Origin of the sequence: Mobilibacterium timonense, assembly GCF_900155555.1 — a bacterium.
Taxonomy (GTDB): Bacteria; Bacillota; Clostridia; order Peptostreptococcales; family Anaerovoracaceae; genus Allobaileyella; species Allobaileyella timonense.
The window spans coordinates 237,750-254,712 of the sequence record NZ_FUHN01000008.1; the positions used below are offsets into that span (position 1 = coordinate 237,750).

At 55.5% G+C, this 16,963-nt stretch carries 13 protein-coding genes, 1 tRNA gene and 1 riboswitch; of the genes, 3 read left to right on the forward strand and 11 right to left on the reverse strand.

Features of this window, described 5'->3' with window-relative positions:
* Window positions 1-14: 14 nt before the first annotated feature.
* From BQ7382_RS07100 to BQ7382_RS07115, 4 genes are all read right to left on the reverse strand, one after another.
* The gene (locus tag BQ7382_RS07100; protein ID WP_077391427.1) at window positions 15-683 is read right to left on the reverse strand and encodes a helix-turn-helix domain-containing protein; all 669 of its coding nucleotides are present in this window, start codon (window positions 681-683) and stop codon (window positions 15-17) included.
* Window positions 684-710: 27 nt separating this feature from the next.
* A complete protein-coding gene (locus BQ7382_RS07105) occupies window positions 711-1,334 on the reverse strand; it encodes a class I SAM-dependent methyltransferase (RefSeq protein WP_077391428.1) in 624 nt (207 codons plus the stop codon).
* Between the two features lie 213 nt (window positions 1,335-1,547).
* Window positions 1,548-2,894: an MATE family efflux transporter gene (locus BQ7382_RS07110; protein ID WP_077391429.1), complete on the reverse strand. Its 1,347-nt coding sequence runs from the start codon at window positions 2,892-2,894 to the stop codon at window positions 1,548-1,550.
* Window positions 2,895-2,960: 66 nt separating this feature from the next.
* On the reverse strand, window positions 2,961-4,238 hold the full coding sequence (locus tag BQ7382_RS07115) for an ATP-binding protein (RefSeq protein ID WP_077391430.1): 1,278 nt from the start codon (window positions 4,236-4,238) through the stop codon (window positions 2,961-2,963).
* Between the two features lie 189 nt (window positions 4,239-4,427).
* Between BQ7382_RS07115 and BQ7382_RS07120 the strand changes: the two genes are divergently transcribed.
* Entirely contained in the window at window positions 4,428-5,504 is a 1,077-nt protein-coding gene (locus BQ7382_RS07120; protein ID WP_077391431.1) for a M24 family metallopeptidase, read from the forward strand.
* A 503-nt stretch (window positions 5,505-6,007) separates the two neighbouring features.
* Here BQ7382_RS07120 and BQ7382_RS07125 read toward each other — a convergent pair.
* From BQ7382_RS07125 to BQ7382_RS07155, 7 genes are all read right to left on the reverse strand, one after another.
* A complete protein-coding gene (locus BQ7382_RS07125; RefSeq protein ID WP_159437259.1) occupies window positions 6,008-6,766 on the reverse strand; it encodes an EFR1 family ferrodoxin in 759 nt (252 codons plus the stop codon).
* A gap of 254 nt (window positions 6,767-7,020) precedes the next feature.
* Window positions 7,021-7,096, reverse strand: a tRNA-Val gene (locus BQ7382_RS07130).
* Between the two features lie 168 nt (window positions 7,097-7,264).
* Window positions 7,265-8,677 (reverse strand): Na+/H+ antiporter NhaC family protein, encoded by a 1,413-nt coding sequence (locus BQ7382_RS07135; protein ID WP_077391433.1) that lies wholly within the window; start codon window positions 8,675-8,677, stop codon window positions 7,265-7,267.
* Window positions 8,678-8,804: 127 nt separating this feature from the next.
* On the reverse strand, window positions 8,805-11,180 hold the full coding sequence (locus BQ7382_RS07140; protein WP_077391434.1) for a glycyl radical protein: 2,376 nt from the start codon (window positions 11,178-11,180) through the stop codon (window positions 8,805-8,807).
* Between the two features lie 72 nt (window positions 11,181-11,252).
* A complete protein-coding gene (locus tag BQ7382_RS07145; protein WP_235847979.1) occupies window positions 11,253-12,176 on the reverse strand; it encodes a glycyl-radical enzyme activating protein in 924 nt (307 codons plus the stop codon).
* 150 nt (window positions 12,177-12,326) lie between these two features.
* A riboswitch (Lysine riboswitch) is annotated at window positions 12,327-12,504 on the reverse strand.
* Between the two features lie 174 nt (window positions 12,505-12,678).
* Window positions 12,679-13,863 (reverse strand): oxygen-binding di-iron domain-containing protein, encoded by a 1,185-nt coding sequence (locus tag BQ7382_RS07150; RefSeq protein ID WP_077391435.1) that lies wholly within the window; start codon window positions 13,861-13,863, stop codon window positions 12,679-12,681.
* Window positions 13,864-13,937: 74 nt separating this feature from the next.
* Window positions 13,938-14,591, reverse strand: coding sequence for a cupin domain-containing protein (locus BQ7382_RS07155; RefSeq protein WP_077391436.1), 654 nt, complete (start codon window positions 14,589-14,591; stop codon window positions 13,938-13,940).
* Between the two features lie 160 nt (window positions 14,592-14,751).
* Between BQ7382_RS07155 and BQ7382_RS07160 the strand changes: the two genes are divergently transcribed.
* Window positions 14,752-15,426, forward strand: a complete 675-nt coding sequence (locus tag BQ7382_RS07160) for a Crp/Fnr family transcriptional regulator (RefSeq protein ID WP_077391437.1) — start codon at window positions 14,752-14,754, stop codon at window positions 15,424-15,426.
* Between the two features lie 139 nt (window positions 15,427-15,565).
* Window positions 15,566-16,888, forward strand: coding sequence for an MATE family efflux transporter (locus BQ7382_RS07165; RefSeq protein ID WP_077391438.1), 1,323 nt, complete (start codon window positions 15,566-15,568; stop codon window positions 16,886-16,888).
* The last annotated feature ends 75 nt before the right edge of the window (window positions 16,889-16,963 follow it).

Here is a 16,963-nt window from a genome sequence, read left to right on the forward strand (position 1 = left end):
TCCGGGCTCTTCATTTATTTTTCCGGGTTTTCAGGGCGCTCCGGGCGGATGCCTATCTGGATCAGCACTATCACGAGCAGCAGCACCGAGAATGCGATGACGGCAGACAGCGCCGAAAATTCAAAGAAATAGGTGCTTATCCCAAAGACACAGGCGCTGTTCACCACGCCGTTGCCGTTCCAGTTTGGACCGTAGGAATAGAAAAAATCCAGGTTTTTCCTGCGTTCTATTACCGCCAGCACCACGCCCGCCGCGGCGATGATGAAGCCGACCACGACGGATACTTTTCCCGGGATGCCCTCGAACATAACATCGCCGGCGAAGTTCCTGATGAAGGCCACAAAAAGGCTGACCACCGCAAAGTATATGAGATTTCTCCGCAAGGAGAGGCGCATGCCGCGCTGCCAGGCCTCTTCCCTTGCGAGGCTGATAAAATTGTTCTCCGCATTCGCTTGATAGCTGCTTTCGTCCGGGAGCCTTTTCCCCGAAAGCAGCTCATTTACTGTTATTCCAAGCTCATGGCTGAGCGGCAGCATCAGAGACGGATCAGGAAGGCCGCGGCCGGTCTCCCACTTGCTGATGGTCTTGTCGCTGACCCCCAGGGCGTCGCCCAGCTCCTGCTGAGTCATGTGCTTTTCCCTGCGGACATCCGCGATGAATTTCCCGATAGCCTTCTGATCCATGGTAAAACTTCCTTTCTTGCATTTTTCTTATTTTACGCTTCTTACCGCCACCCATGGCTTTGATCCGTGGCCGATCACTTCGACCTCAGTGAAACTGGCCTCCATGAGGGCGGCCCTGATCTCCTCCGGGGGATAGATCTTCATTCCGTCTATGATCTTTTCGTATTTCAGGCTGGATGGATCCGAACCGTCGGTCTCGTTCACGATCAGGAAAGTCCCTCCCGGGCGGAGGACCCTGGCCACCTCTGAAAAGCAGTGTGCCAGCCCCGGCCAGAAGTATACCGTCTCGAAGGCGGTGGCCAGGTCGAAGGAAGCGTCTGGGAACGGCAGCTGCGAAACGTCTGCCTGCAGCACTGTGCACCGTCCCCTGTCCACGTTCTTCCGGTTATACTCGATGGTCTTCTCCACGGAAAGGTAAGAATAGTCCACGGCGGTGACGGTGGCGCCAGCGTATTTTTTAAGGAGCTCGTCGGCGTTCCGGCCGCCGCCGCAGCCGATCTCGAGAATGCTCTCCGGCTCCACTCCGCCCAGGCAGCTCATCCCCCAGTCGGAGACCCTGGCGTGACCGGAGTTCATGCTGCTGATCATCATTTTTCCAAGCCTGCCCTCAGGCTTGCGGGTCTGGTTCATAAGGTCCTTGATCATTCCCATTTTACAATCCTCCTTACAGTAAAAAGAATCGCATCGCAGGCGCAGGTATGCGGCCGGTGCACGTGGCAAGCACCCGTAGCGGGTCATTCGCAGCACGTGCATGCTACAGACCGTACGCAGTATAGACTAGCCTATTCACGCTTAGTCGTATCTAACACGCATACTACCATCAATTCTTTTTCCTGTAAAGCACGCGCGGCGAGGCACCCGCGATCACCTAACGACTGCCGATCCCGCCTTTTTCCCGCGCCCCATCCTGATGAAGCACAGGTAACCGGTCACGTCGGCCAGGGCCCAGCCGATCGGCACCGACATCCAGATCCCGGTCTCTCCGATCACCGGCGCCAGCGCATATGCCAGCGCGACCCTCGTCCCCAGGGATATGATCGTGAGCACAAGAGAGACGCCCGGCTTCCCCATACCGCGGAAAAGCCCGTAGAGCAGGAACAGGCAGCCGATACCCAGGTAGAACGCTCCCTCGATGTGGAGGTACCGCACCCCGCAGCGGATAACCGCTGTCTCGCTGCCGTCAACGAAGATCTTCATAAGCGGCTCCGCGAAGATCCACACGAGAGCCGAGACCGCCAGGGAAAACGCGACGCTGATGGCCGTCCCCTGGCGGACGCCCTTTTTCTGGCGTTCGGTCTCCCCCGCACCGCAGTTCTGAGAAATGAACGTGGAAAAGGCGTTGCCGAAATCCTGCACCGGCGGGTACGCGAAGGCGTCGATCTTCACGCCCACCGCGAAGGCGGCCATGGTCACGGCCCCGAAGGTGTTCACCAGGCGCTGCACCAGCAGGATGCCGAAGTTCATGCAGGACTGCTGGGCGCAGGTCAGGAGCGACAGCCCGAGGATCTCCCGTAGGATGCCGCCGTTATAGGAAAAGTCTTTTCGCCTCGGCACGAGTTCCCGGCATTTCCACAGGAAATAGATCAGGATGCCCGCCCCGGAGAAGAGCTGTGCGATCACCGTCGCCGCAGCCGCGCCCCGGACGCCCCACCCGAACCCGATGATGAACCACAGGTCCAGGCCGATGTTGATCGCTGCTGAGCACCCCAGGAAGATCAGCGGCGTCAGGGAATTCCCCGCGGCCTGGAGCGCGCAGGCAAAAAAGTTATAAAGAAACACCGCCGTCATCCCCACGAAGATGATCATAAGGTATGCACGCATGTCCCCGTACACGCTCCGCGGCACCTCCAGGAACCGGAGTATCGGATCTACGAAAGCGAAAAGAAGCGCGTTGAGGACGACCGTTATCAGCAGTATCAGCACGAAAGCGTGGGCGATGGCCGCACGAAGCCCCGCCATGTCGCCGCGGCCTTTTTCCATTGCAAAAAGAACCCCAGCTCCCATGGACATCCCCAGGAATATCGAAGTGAGAAAGGTCATGAGCGAATAGGCGGAGCCCACCGCCGCCAGCGCCTGGCTGCCGATGAATCTGCCTACTATCAGTGTGTCCGCGATGTTGTAGAGCTGCTGGAGAAGATCTCCGGCGATCATGGGAAGGGCGAAGAGGATGAGGTTCCCCGCGATGCGCCCCTTTGTGAGGTCGATGTACAATGTTTTTCCTTTCCCGGGGCCTTTGAAAAAAGGGCTCCGGTGTGCGATGGGTCTTCGGTTTATCTATTAATTCCTGAGTGCCGTTATCGGTATAACGTAAACGCCATCCGGCCGACGGTATGCGGCATTTAACATACCGCATATCACTCCCAGGAATTTCGGCGGGCGACCCTTAGGATCATTGCTGAAGTCGTCCTGCAGCTTCAGGAGGCCTTCTGCCGCGGCGTCTATCTGATTCGCCCCGAGTTTTATCTCAAAAGCAGCCCACTCTCCATCAGGGTGCTGAACTACCGCGTCGATCTCTTTTCCTCTATAGTCCTGATAATGATACAAGGCACCTCCAAAGGACTCTGCGTATATCCTCAGATCACGCTCGCACAGAGCCTCAAACAGTAACCCCAGAGTGGTCAGATCTCCCATGAGACTTTCCACTGTGCAGTTCAGCAGAGATGCCGCAAGAGACGGATCGACGAAATGTCTTTTTGCTGACTGCTTCAAGCGGACCGACGACCGAACCTCCGGAGAAAACGGCGGCTGATCATCTATTATGAACAATCGCTCCAGAATGTCCAGATAATCACTGACTGTATCAATATTTATATCTTCATCATCTATTTCTTTCATGTCTTTTTTTATGGTCCTGTTGGTGACCGTCGTGCTCTCGTTCCTCGCCAGAGAGCGCAGGAGTTTGTTCATTTTTACCGCATTTCGTTTGATACCATCGATGCGGAAAACATCATCTTCCACCACTGCCTTCAAATATTCCTCTGGCAACAGCGATGCTTGTTCCAATGTGAGTCCAAGACTTCCAGGCCATCCGCCCCTGATGATGTACTCTATCAGCCGGTCCAGCCCAACTTCACCGGTGAGCGCAGGTGTGAATTCATTTTGAAAGAGCGCCTCCAGGGAAATATTTCCCGTGGAATCTCCGGATTCGTACAAAGACATAGGTCGCATCCGTATCCTTGCGATCCGCCCGGCGCCGCTGTGAAGTATGCCCTTGTGGTTAGGTGTAGCCGAACCTGTAAGGATGAAAAGCCCCCTTTCACTGCTCTTGTCCACCTTGAATCTGACTGCATCCCAAAGCGATGGCGCCTCCTGCCACTCGTCCACCAGATGCGGCGCTTCTCCTTCCAGGACAAGTTCCGGTGCCATCTCTGCAAGCCTCCGGTTCTGGAAATTATTGGCAGGATCCCCCAGGAAGATAGCACTGTTGCTGTGGAACTCCGATGTCCATGTCTTTCCGCACCATTTTGCTCCTTCCACGCAAACAGCGCCAAAGGCCTTCAGGTATTCTTCGATCTTCTTGTCTATCAATCTCGGCATGTAACCTTTAATATCCATAGCGGGTACCTCCATGGACTCATTCTAGCCCAACCCGACAGATTTCGCAATTTCAACCTGACAGATTTCGCATTTTCAATCCGACAGATTTCATCGACCGCGGTATGAAATCCCGTACAATAAATTCTTGTTTATCAGCCCGCGCAAGACTATAATTTCAGTAGCGTTCAATAGCTAGGAGGTTTAACAATGAGCAACGAAAGAATCGAACGAGTTATCGAAAAGATGAAGAAAAAGGGTCTCACCCAGCTTCTGGTCTCTGATCCATTCAGCATCAGGTTTCTCACGGGCGTAAACGTAAATCCGGGCGAGAGACTGTACGCGCTGATCCTCAGGACCAACGGCAAACACACCTTCCTCCTGAACTACCTGTTCTTCGTGCAGGACACAGGTTTCGAGGAAGTATGGTTCGGAGACACCGTTGACCAGATCAAGATCATCCTCGACAACATCGATACAAAAGAGACTCTGGGCATCGACAAGACATGGCAGGCAAGATTCCTCATCCCGCTCATGGAGGCTTGCCCTGAGCTGAAGGTAGTCTGGGGTTCAGACTGCGTCGACGACGTAAGGGCCGAGAAGGATCCGGAGGAGATCGCTCTCATGAAAAAAGCTTCCGAGATCAACGACTCCGTCATGCTCAAGGTCAGGGATTTCATCAAGGAGGGCATGACCGAGAAGGAAGTTGCCGAGTTCATCGACAACGAGTACCTGAAGGCCGGAGCCGAGGGCGTATCCTTCGACACAATAGTCTGCTTCGGTGAAAACGCCGCCGACCAGCACCACATGCCGAGCGAGACCCGCAAGCTCGCCGCCGGTGAGTGCATCCTCATAGATATGGGCTGCAAATACAAGGGCTACTGCTCCGACATGACCAGGACCTACTACTGCAAGTCCGCCGACCCTGAGCAGACCTTCGCCCACGACATCGTCCGCGAGTCCGTAGAGAGAGCCGAGGCACTCTGCAAGCCGGGAACACCTATCTGCGACATCGACAAGGCCGCCAGAGACCTCATGGACGAGCACGGCTACCTCAAGTACTGGACTAACAGGACCGGCCACTTCATCGGCCAGGAGGACCACGAGTACGGCGACGTATCCCCTCTCAACAAAAAGCCTGCAGTTCCGGGCATGATCTTCTCCATCGAGCCGGGCGTTTACATCCCTGGAAAATACGGAGTAAGAGTCGAGGACCTCGTCCTGATCACAGAGGACGGACACGAGATCCTCAACCACGTGGAAAAGAAGTGGGAGATCGTAGGCTAGTCCTGCGTACCAGGGAAAAAGCGGTGCGGTCCGCCGAAGGTTTGCGATGGATCGCCTGACGAAAGAAGGGTGTAGCATTTGGACAGATATGCTACACCCTCCTTTATTTGTAATTATCTGTATACTCTCTTCAGCAGTTCTACTGCCATCTCATTGCTGAGTCCGTACTCTTTTGCTACGCGGTTTGAAAAAATGTTTTTCCAGTAATAGTCATGTTTTTTCGGCGTTTCCCTGGAAAATTGATGCCGATCACCTCTTGAAAAAAGTACATCAGCATACAATCTGGTGTTTTTACATTTTTTTATGCATATTTATTTACGGAGCGTGATGCGCGACCATGACGTTCCTCGAAAAGTCACACAGTTTGGTCACAGCACAATAGTTTTTCTCCATGCCGCGACCCTGTTCTTGTTCATGTCCGATCCCTCCTGTTTTTCAGTAATTACGGGGCTTCATTATACACGGAAAAGATCTCGTGCAGGAAGCAAAGTCCGCGGGAAGCACTAGTTGTTCGCCTCCACCAGATCCCTGATGCTCACCTCCGGGTTGCGGAACCTGGCGTTGCTCTTCTCGTTCTTCAGGTGGATCGCATTCTTCGGACAGTTGTGCACGCACCCCAGGCATCCCTCGCAGTGATCCAGAAACTCGACCTTTTCCTTCGTCACAATAATATTGTCCGCCGGGCACACCCTGGCGCACGTCCCGCAGTGTACGCACTGGTCGTTCACTATGTGGGACTTTGCCTTTTCCGGAGCCACCTGTGACGCTCCCGCCGTGTGGTACAGCCAGTCCACGAACTTGTCTCCGGCGCCGACCTTAGGCGTGCTGTGCCTGCGACTGGAGATATTGGAAAGGATCCTCTCCATCTGCTGATCCACGTGCTTCTCAGGCAGGGTGTCTATCTGCTTCTGGGACTCGAACCTGGTGAGAGCGGTGTCCACCATGATGATCTTGTCCACGTAGTCCGCGTGGCCCGCGGCCTTCTTGAGGTATTCTGCGGCGTGATCGGTGTACGCACCAGCCATGTAGCCGTATGTCCCTATGAAAAAAGTATAGTCCGCCTCGATTGTGGCTTTTGCGAGGTACTCCCTCACCATCCTCGGCACGTCAGCGCAGTAGGTAGGACAGACCAGCCCCACCACATCGTCCTTGATCTCGTATCTTCCTTCTCTTACCAGCTTCGGTATGGAGAGCAGCTCCCCACCGATCTTCTTTGCCACAAAAAGACTGTTTCCTGTTGCCGTGAAATACAAAACCGTCATGTCCATCTCCTCCTCGTCTTCGGCATCCTGGCTGCTGTCCTTGTGCGGCGACAGTCCACTGCCTCTCTCAGGCGACCTCGCCGTTCCAAGAGCTGCTGGCCGCCTCCTTTTCCTTCATGCTGAGTAGATTATAGGACATCATCTGCGTCGGCAGAACATCATAACGTGCCATGCATTATCATTTCGTGCCAGATCCAGCATGAAATAGAAAGAAAAATCCCCTGGACCGTTATCTGCGGTCTCAGGGGATCTCCTGGTGGTCCATACAAGACTCGAACTTGTGACATTCTGGTTGTGACCCAGACGCTCTCCCAGCTGAGCTAATGAACCATATTGTTGACGAATGCACAGCGCCTGTCCAGGATCGTCAGACCCTGTCTGCAACTTTGCACAGAACAATATAGCAGAATAGCGCGGCGACGTCAACCTTTTTCACCTGCCGCGGGTGTCAACTGTATTCCAATTGACACAGTTGACACCCTTTGACACGTTCTCTTGCTACGCCATCATAAATCCTGCGATGATATACATCACGAAGGTGATGGCCGTTACTATCCCGATATATGGCAGCTGTGCCACCGCGTAGTCCACGTTGCTGATCCTGCAGGCCGAAGCCGACAGCAGCGTAACATCAGAGTAGAAGCAAGCCTGAGCCCCGAAGCAGGCGGCGGATATGATAGCCCCCAGTGTAAGAGGTATGCTGGCTCCTGTGGAAACTGCCAGAGGCAGGATTATCGGAGTACACACCGCCGGAACGCTCCAGATGTTTCCAGTGGCGAAGCACACCAGGCCGATGAGTATAAATGCAATGGCCGGCAGCCAAACAGCGTTCATATAAGGTCCCGCCAGCTTGATGAGGTAGTTCGGCAGTCCGATCAGGTTGATGGAGTCCCTGTAGAACAGCGATGTCACCAACACCACCGCTATGAAAAGCATGTCCTCCAGGCCCTTGTAGCATGCGTCGCAGAATGAGCTCAGGCTCATGATCCGGGTCGGCAGGTACAGAACGAAACACGCTGCGATCCCAAGTGTCACGCCGTACAGGATGTCGTCCAGCCACAGCGCCGCGACAATCACCACGGCCATCGGGATCACGAAGGTCCAGAGGTGAGGCTCCACCTCCTTTTCCTCCTTCTTGCTGTTGTCGGTGATGGCTCCCATAACCTCTCCCAGCTCGTCTCCCTGATTCTGCATGTTGCTCGACTCAGGCCAGAGCTGTCCGGTGGTCTCCACCCTTTCGTAGGCCTTCTTGATGCCTCCCATCTTCGGCACTATGCCCAGGATCACCAGGAGCACGAAGAACACGCACAGGAACGGATAGAAGAAATACGGCATGATATGGTAGTAGATGCCCATGGCGCTGCTTCCCACGACGGCCGCCGCCTTCTGCTGCTCGAAAATGCCTGAGAAGAACACCACCCACGCAGAGATCGGGATGATCAGGCACACCGGCGCGGAAGTCGTGTTGATGATGTAGCAGAGCATCTCACGGGGAGTTTTTTTCTCGTCTGCCAGATCCAGGACGCAGTTCGCCGTCACCAGGATGCTGAGATAGTCATCGATGAAGATGATGATACCGCACAGGTATGTCAGCAGCAGCACCTGTTTCTGAGTCTTGATGTATTTTCTGGCCAGGTTCCCCACGGCCAGCGCGCCTTTTGACTGCCGCAGCAGCTGGACAAGGCACCCGAACAGCAGGCAGATTATGACGATGTAGTTGTTGTCGCCGTCACATGCCGCCTTCTGCAGGGCCTTCATCATCGGGAAGAAAAACCCCGGCCCGTAGTAGAAAAAATACCCCATCATGCCTGAGAGCATGATACTGAGAATGCATTTCTTGGTCACCAGTGCCAGCACCAGGAAGCTGATCGCCGGTATCAGCGTGATGACCCCAAGATCCGTTCCACTCATTTGATATCGTCCCCTCTATTATCCTTTGAAAAAGTTTTTTCGTAAGTCGCAGTTTTGCGGGGTGCCCGGGAGTCCCGGAATCTGCAGCGTGGACGGGGCGCCTGCAAGTGTGCCGCCCCTGCACACGCTATTCTGCCGAAGCCAGATGCGGCCTCCTGTAGATGATGGCGTCCTGGGCGCTCTTGTCCAGCTCGGTGAAGTAAGCCATGTAACCGGCCACCCTCACCATGAGTCCCCTGTAGTCCTCCGGCTTTATCTGGGCCTTCTTGAGCGTCTCGTTATTCACCACGTTGATCTGTATGTGCTGGCCGCCGTCCTCGAAGTACGTCTTGATGACGCCCTCCAGGATCTCCAGTCCCTTTTCGCCCTGCACACCGTGAGGGTCGAACCTCAGGTTGTACAGCGCGCCCTCGTGGAGCTCCGCATCCACCATGCTGGCAACGGACTTAACCGTGGCTGTAGGTCCGTGGACATCTCTTCCCATCATAGGTGAGGATGCGTCACACAGAGGCTCTCCGGCCAGCCTTCCATCCGGCAGGGCGCCCGTGACCGCACCATGTGAAAGGTTCATGGTCTGTGAGTCGATGCCGAAGGCGTAATGGCCGCCTCTGGCATCTGGCCACTCCTGGACGGTCCTGGCGATGTAGTGCATCATCTCCCTGTATACTCCGTCCACGTGGGCGTCGTTGTTGCCGTACTTTGCCGGCTTGTTCAGAAGCAGCTGGCGAAGCCTCTCGTTCCCCTGGAAGTTTGTGTCGCAGGCGTGGATCAGTTCCTTCATTGTCACTGTCTTGTCCCTGAAAACGCACTGGTCTATGGCTTCGATGGAGTCCGCCAGGTTGGCAGGACCGGTCACGAAAACGCCGCATGTGGAATACTTCGCCCCGCCGTTCTGGACAGGCTTTCCCTTTTCCACGCACCCCTCTGTGACCATGGAAGCGAAGATCACCGGATACCTGTTCATGTGGATGCTCTGCATCAGGTTATAGCCCTGGCGGATCAGGTCGTAATGGTGGATGATCTGCTTCTTGAGGGCGTCCTTCACCTCTTCGATGTTCTGAAACTTTTCCGGATCTCCGGTCTGAAGGCCCATGAGCTTCCCGGTGGCGGGATCCACGCCGTTGTGGAGCACGAACTCGATCATCTTCCCCATGTTCACATAACCGGCGTCAGGAGATCCCTCGGCGCCGCCGCCACCTGGGGCAGGCTGAGTGCATCCCACGATGGCCCAGTCTCTGGCCTCCTCCATGGTGCCGCCTTTTTCCAGGCTGATCTCGATGCCCCTGCGGTCGCTGAAGAACCCCGGATTGGCCTGTCCCTCCTGGACCATGCGGCAGCCGTAACGGAAAAGCTCTTCCGGAGTGTGCTCCCACACCCTCAGCGCCATGATGGGCTGTCTCGTCTGCAGCTCGCTGGCCGCCTCGAGGCACAGGAACGACAGATCGTTGGTTGCGTCCCTGCCGTCTCTTGTCTGCCCTCCCACCATGAGCGTCTGCCACATAGGGTAGCCGGCAAAAGACGTGGCGTACCAGTTGTCCCTCACCTCGTAGACTTCGTTAGTCTTGAGGTAAAAGCTCTCCAGCATCTCAAGCGCCTCCTGGCGTGTGATGTTCTTTTCGTCTATCACGTCCTTCTTGTACAGCGGCCACATGTACTGGTCGAACCTGCCGAAGCCGCAGGCCGTGGTGCAGACCTCGATGTAGAAATAAAGGTGGACGAACCAGATCATCTGGAGCCCCTGATAAAAGGTCTCCGGCGGGTTTTCCGGCACCACCCGGCAGTTCTCCGCGATGCGCAGAAGCTCCTTTTTCCTCTCCGGATCCCCGCACTCGCCCGCAAGCCTTTCGGCCTCGTCCGCCATCCTGTGAGCGTATGTTATGAGGCCCTGGCACTGGATGATACAGGCGTTCCAGAAGTCGACCTTCTCCTGCTCCTCCCTGGTCTGCGGCAGGTGGGCGTCAATGTTCCTCTGGCACTCCTCCATGTAGCCACGGAGGCCCAGCTCCATGATCTTGTCGTGGTTGCATGTGGTCTCACCGCACACGCCATTCTCCAGACCGACGCAGATGATGTCGTCCTTCTCCAGTTCCTTGATGTGGGCGGGCATCACCTTGTCCGCCAGGTCTTCCATGGACTTGCCCTCCCAGTATGGCAGGGTCTCCAGGATGATCTTCTTGTCCTCAGGAGAGATGTAATACGGGTCCTTCTTTCTCGTGGAAAAGTCGTCGATATCGCTTATGTACCAGGAGCTCGACTGAAACTCCGGGAAAAGGCTGGCCCCTCTGTAGGCGTTCGTGGCGGTCCCCACGATGAGCTCGTCGTCAAGGATGAGCGTCGTCATGTGCTCCATGATGTACTGCACCACCTTGGCGCGGAAGATCGGCGTTGCCTCTCCGGCGAATTTTTTGTAGGCCTCAGTCTGGAGCACAAGGCGCTCCGCCGTGATGCACGGTATGGTGTTCAGGTGCCGCTCCTTCATGCGGCTTATTCTTGGTGAGAGCATTTTTTCTCCTCCATATTCATATCTTCTGGCGACGGTTCCGCCGCTCCTGGAAAAAAAGTTTGTCGTTTCGCGTCATTTCCCGGGCGTCCCGGAGATGTTCACCGCGGCGCCGGTCTTTTCCAGCGCGCGCCTTATCTCCTCGAGCCTGGCTTCTGCGGGCGGGGAAAACCGTTCCTGCATTCCTCCGATGTTTCTCTTTTTTGAGATGCCGAAATCGTGATAAGGCAGGATCGTCACCTGTGTTATGCCCAGTTTTTCTATCTCCAGGGCAACGGCCTGAATGTCCTCATCTCCGTCGTTCAGGCCGGCGATCAGAGGCATCCGCAGGTGGATCTTCCGTCTCGTGGCGGGATCCTCCGCAAGTCTCCTGAGATTTTTCAGGATCGGCTCGTTGCTGACGCCTGTCAGCTCCTGGTGTTTCCGGTCGTCCATAGCCTTGATGTCGAAGAGGATATTTGAGACATTGCTGCGCGAGGCCATCCGGAAAAGGAACTCCCCGTCGCCATAGCCGCTGGTGTCCAGGCAGAAGTCGATACCGTCTTTTTCCCCCATATCTATGAGCTCCTCCACGAATTCCCTGTGCAAGAGGAGCTCACCGCCGCTGATGGTGATGCCGCCTCCCGTGTGCTGGTAGAAGCTCCTGTCCTGCAGAGCCTCTTCGTATACCTCACGGACGGTCATCTTCTTTGCAACAGGTTTGAGGGCCTGTGACCAGCACTCATCCGCGCATCTCATGCACCTGGTGCAGCGGTCCCGGCGGATATCGATGTTGTTTTCTTCATCTACGAATACCGCATCTTCCGGGCAGATCTTCATGCAATATCCGCAGTGTATGCACCGCCCGGGCACTCTGATCAGCTCCTGTTCCGGATCTATGAGCTCCGGATTGTGGCACCACCTGCAGTTCAGAGGGCAACCCTTGAGGAAAACAGTCGTCCTGATCCCCGGCCCGTCTTCAGTTGAGAATTTCTGTATCGACCCGATCAGCGCTTCCAATGTCCCTTCCTCAATTCCTTTCCGATCTCTCCGCTTTCCTGCAGCCTGTTTTTTCCCCGAAACTAAAAAACACGGCGGGCAGCGCGCCCTCCGTGATGTCATGCAATATCCCCGGAAATGCTGCATTCGCATTCCCCGTTTTATTTCACTCTCTCAGACAGCGCTCCGCATGCATCATCTGCAGCGACAGTCCGTCACATGTTCTGTGACGTCCCAGGCACCGGCGTCGGGAAGCCGGCTCCTTCGGCGGTCCGCCCTTTCCGCAGATCGGGCTCCCTTGCCCTCTCTCGTCTGCGTACTCTTGCTCACCGCGACCTCTATCATCTTCATGTATTGTGACTTCAATTAAACCATTCAGTCACAGCAGAGTCAATTATTTTTTGGCGTACAATCACAAACGATGTGATTTGTTTTATTGAAGTGCCACAAAGCAGTGGACAAAGAAACAGGCTGCTGCATTTCGAAAGATAATACAACAGCCTCAGCTGACACGATCGATGCCCTACAGCAGGTCCTTCACGAGCGCCTCGAGCCCCTCGAAGTCCGACTCCTCCGGGTTCCAGTTGGACTCGATCTTTTCCTCGATCACCTGGAACCCCGCCAGGTCCAGGGCCTCCCTCAGGTGCTTAACACTGCCGCCGCCCCAGCCATAGCACCCGAAGGCAGCCGCTTTCTTGTTCTTGAACTTCAGTTGCTTCAGGAACTCCAGCCAGCCGGCCACCGAGGACAGGTAGCTGCCGCCCACTGTTGGCGAACCCACGGCGATAGCCTTCGACTTGAAGATCTCCGTCATCACCTCGTTCTTGTCCGACCTGGCGATGTTGAAGACTTTTACAACGGTGTCCGGACTCTGCCGGTGGATCTCGTCCGCGATCCTGTGAGCGATCTTCGCCGTGCCCTCCCACATGGTGTCATAGGCGATGGTCACCTGATCCTCCTGGTACGCATCGGCCCAGGCGCTGTATTTATTCACGATCTGCAGCGGGTCCTCTCTCCAGATGGCTCCGTGGGACGGAGCGATCATCTCGATGTTGAGGCCGAAACCGGCGATCTCGGACAGCTTTTTCGTGATGAGCGGCGCAAAAGGATTCAAGATGTTGGCGAAGTACTTCATGGCTTCCCTGTTCAGGATGCACTGGTCCGCCTTGTCATTGAAAAGCTCCTCCACGGCGTAGTGCTGGCCGAAGGCGTCGTTGGAAAAGAGGATGTTGTCTCCCGTCATGAAGGTGGCCATCGAGTCCGGCCAGTGGAGCATCTTCATCTCCACGAAGATCAGCTTCTTGCCGTTTCCGATGTCGATGCTGTCACCGGTCTTCACCACGTGGAAGTCCCAGCCCCGCTTCCCGTACTGGCCCTCGATGCTCTTCACGGCATTGGCCGTGCAGTATATCGGCGTATCCGGGATCTCGTCCATGATGGCCGTGAGCGACCCGGAATGGTCGCATTCACCGTGGTTAGCGACGATGAAGTCGATGTCCTTGAGGTCGATCTCCTTCTTCAGGTTCTCCACGAAATCGAACCTGTGCGGCAGCCACACGGTGTCCACCAGGACGGTCTTCTCTTCCTGGATCAGGTACGCGTTCTGACTCGATCCGTTGATGATCGAGTAATCGTCTCCGTGGAAGCTCTCCAGTTCCCAGTCGATATACCCTACCCAGCTTACATTTCCTTTTACGTGTTTTTTCATCAGCATCCTCCTGTGTTCAACAACGTCTCAGACCCGACGCGTCCGTCTCTATCCGCATTCTTCCCTTGATCCATTTATTCCAGCGTCAGCAGCAGTCCCATTTTGAACTTCTCGGTCGCCTTCACGTAGTGCAGGCCGCCCTTCGCGAAGTGGAAGTTCTCCCCGGCCTTGATCTCGTGCTCTTCTCCCTCGTAACCGATGATACCCTGCCCGTCCAGGGCGAAGATCAGCGCCTCTCCGGGAGCGCTGTGCTCGGAGAGCCCGGTTCCCTTGTCCAGCGCCATCACGACGAACTTCATCTTGTCGTTGTGGACCACGTCCATGTTCACTATCTTTCCTTCCTGATATGGCACCAGATCCGCCAGCTTGAATACCTCTCCTGCCTTGATAACTTCGTTCATAATGTCCTCTCCTCCTATGGCTGTTTCCGTGTAAACGCCGCCTTCCTGAGAACTCACCCCGACGGGAGTGCCCACCGGGGCGACTATAGATTCTCCAGTTCTCAAAACCTTCTCTTCCAGTTCAGGTCCGTAGACTCTCACATCACCGTCCGCCACCATTATCAGCTTGTGATACGGGTATATCTCCGGACTTATATCCGTCCCCCTGGCGAGAGAATAATACGCTATGTAGTTCTTTCCGCCGTGGATCTCACGAGAGATGGTGCAGCCCGGCACCGGCCGGTCGTCCTCCGCGATGGAAAAAACTGTGCCAACTTTTTCGTTCATTTCGAACCGCCTTTCCGGGCTTTGCCCCTCTTGCCCTGCACGTCAAAGATACATTGTTTTACACGGAAAAGATGTATCCACAGATACACTTTATATTATTATTTGTTGTACAATCAGTACATGTTACAGGAATCGATCCAGAGAGGAGAAGGAGGAGCAAGTGGATTATTCAGTTCTTGAAAAGAGCCCGATATTTCAGGGCCTTTCCGCGGAGGAGCTGCGGCAGGTGCTCCAGAAAACGCCCCATCACATCCAGTGCTATGAAAAAGGTGAGATCGTTTTTCGCCAGATGGACGAGGCACGGAAGATCGGACTCATGCTCGAAGGCAGGGTGAAGGCGGAAAAGACTTTCCCGAACGGGAGCATGGTGAACGTTTCCATACGCCACCCCGGAGATCTCATAGGACCCGCCGCCGCCTTTTCCAAAGACGGCCGCTATCCCTGTGATGTCGCCGCACTGTGCCCCGTCACTATCATGATGATAAACAAAGAGGATGTCCTTGCACTGATGCAGAAGGATATACGGATCCTGAACAACTTCATCGCACAGATCTCCACTGCTGCATATCTGCTGCAGCAGCGCATCGAGCTTTTTTCATACTCAGGGATCAGCCGGCGGGCAGCGTTCTGGTTGCTCATGAAAAAGAGAGAATCAGAGAGAGACCAGATCCCTGTGCCCGGTTCGATGACGAAGTGGGCGACACTTATGAACGTATCGCGACCTTCCCTTCACAGGGAGCTGAAAAAAATGGAGAGTCAGGGGCTCATCCTGTACTCTCCAAAATGTGTGAAAATTGTTGACGCTTCCGGGCTGGAGGAGCTGCTGTCCGATTAGCGTGTCAGTTTGTCGCTGTGCCGCTTGGTCACACCCGGTGCTCCAGCGGAACGAGCCACCACGAGCGGTGGACAAACCGCCCGACTTATGAAACAATATCTGCCGACGCTATAAACAGGATTTCAGGAGACAGGCAGATATGGAAAGCAGCAGAGGTCTGAAAAAGCAATTCATACACTACATCATCCCGTCCATCGCATCTCAGATGGTCTTTACTCTTTACACACTGGTGGACGCCATCTTCGTTGCCCGCGGCGTGAACGCCCAGGCTCTCGCCGGAGTGAATATCTCCAGCCCGTTCGTCACGCTGCTTTTTGCCATCTCCATAACACTTGCGGTCGGCACCTCCACCCAGGTCTCCCGCCTCCGCGGCGAAGGACACCATGAGCAGGCGTCGTCCATCTTTTCCCTGAACTTCGCAGTCGCCTCCGCCCTCTCCGCCATCATAACCATAGGGGCACTGGCCTTCACCGGCCCCATCGCCGACGTGCTCGGGGCCACACCTGATACCAGAGTCTACGTGATCCATTACGTTCGGGCGATCGCGCCGTTCTCGGTCTTCTTCATATATTCATACCTTTTCGAGATCCTCATCGCCGCAGACGGCTTCCCTGCAAAGGCCACAAAGATCGTGACCCTCGGCGTCATCGCCAATTTCGCCCTGGATTACTTCTGCATCTTCGTGCTCCACTGGGGCGTGACCGGCGCGGCTCTGGCCACCGGCGTCTCCCAGTTGCTCGTGACCGTGGTGTATCTCTTTCACTTCCTGGGGCCGAGAGGGACCATCAAGTTCCGCCGCTTTTCCTGGAGCTGGAAAAGCATCGGAGGCTCTCTCTACCGCGGCCTTCCGTCAGGCGTCATGGAGGTCTCACCAGGACTCATCACTTTCATCCTGGTCCATTTCGTGAGATACAACCTCGGAGAAAAAGGCCTCGTGACCTTCTCCGCCATGGCATACATGGCGGGCATACTCATCATCCTGTCCGTCGGCGTGGCCCAGGGCGCCCAGCCGCTCGTCAGCTTCCAGAACGGACGCGGGAACAGGAGCGCCATCCGCAGGCTCCTGAAGTATCAGCTGATCACAGGAATCTCCCTTGAGCTCATCGTGTACGTGCTGGTCTGCATCTTCTCAAGAGACTACGCAACTGTCTTCCTGAAGGACGGCGCCGCGGACCTCATCGGCTACACCGCGCACATGATGCGGTTCTACCTTCTCTTCGCGGTGATCGACGGCTTCACGGTGGTGATCTCCATCACCATGACGGGGCTGGAAAAGCCTTTTCCGGGCATCGTTCTCTCCGGCCTTCGAGCCACTGTTTTTCTCCTCATAGGCTGCGGCATAACCACCTGGATAGGCGGAGACGCCATCTGGTTCGCAATGATCATCGCCGACATGCAGGCAGCGGTGTGCGCGGCGTGGGTCATGAAAAAAGAGTTCGGCTGGAAGAAGGTCAGCGAGTAGCTTGAGGCCTTCCGGCTCGGCTTCGCTGTATTTTGAAGACTTTTCCAACCTGCGGCGCAATTACCGCACTTCTTT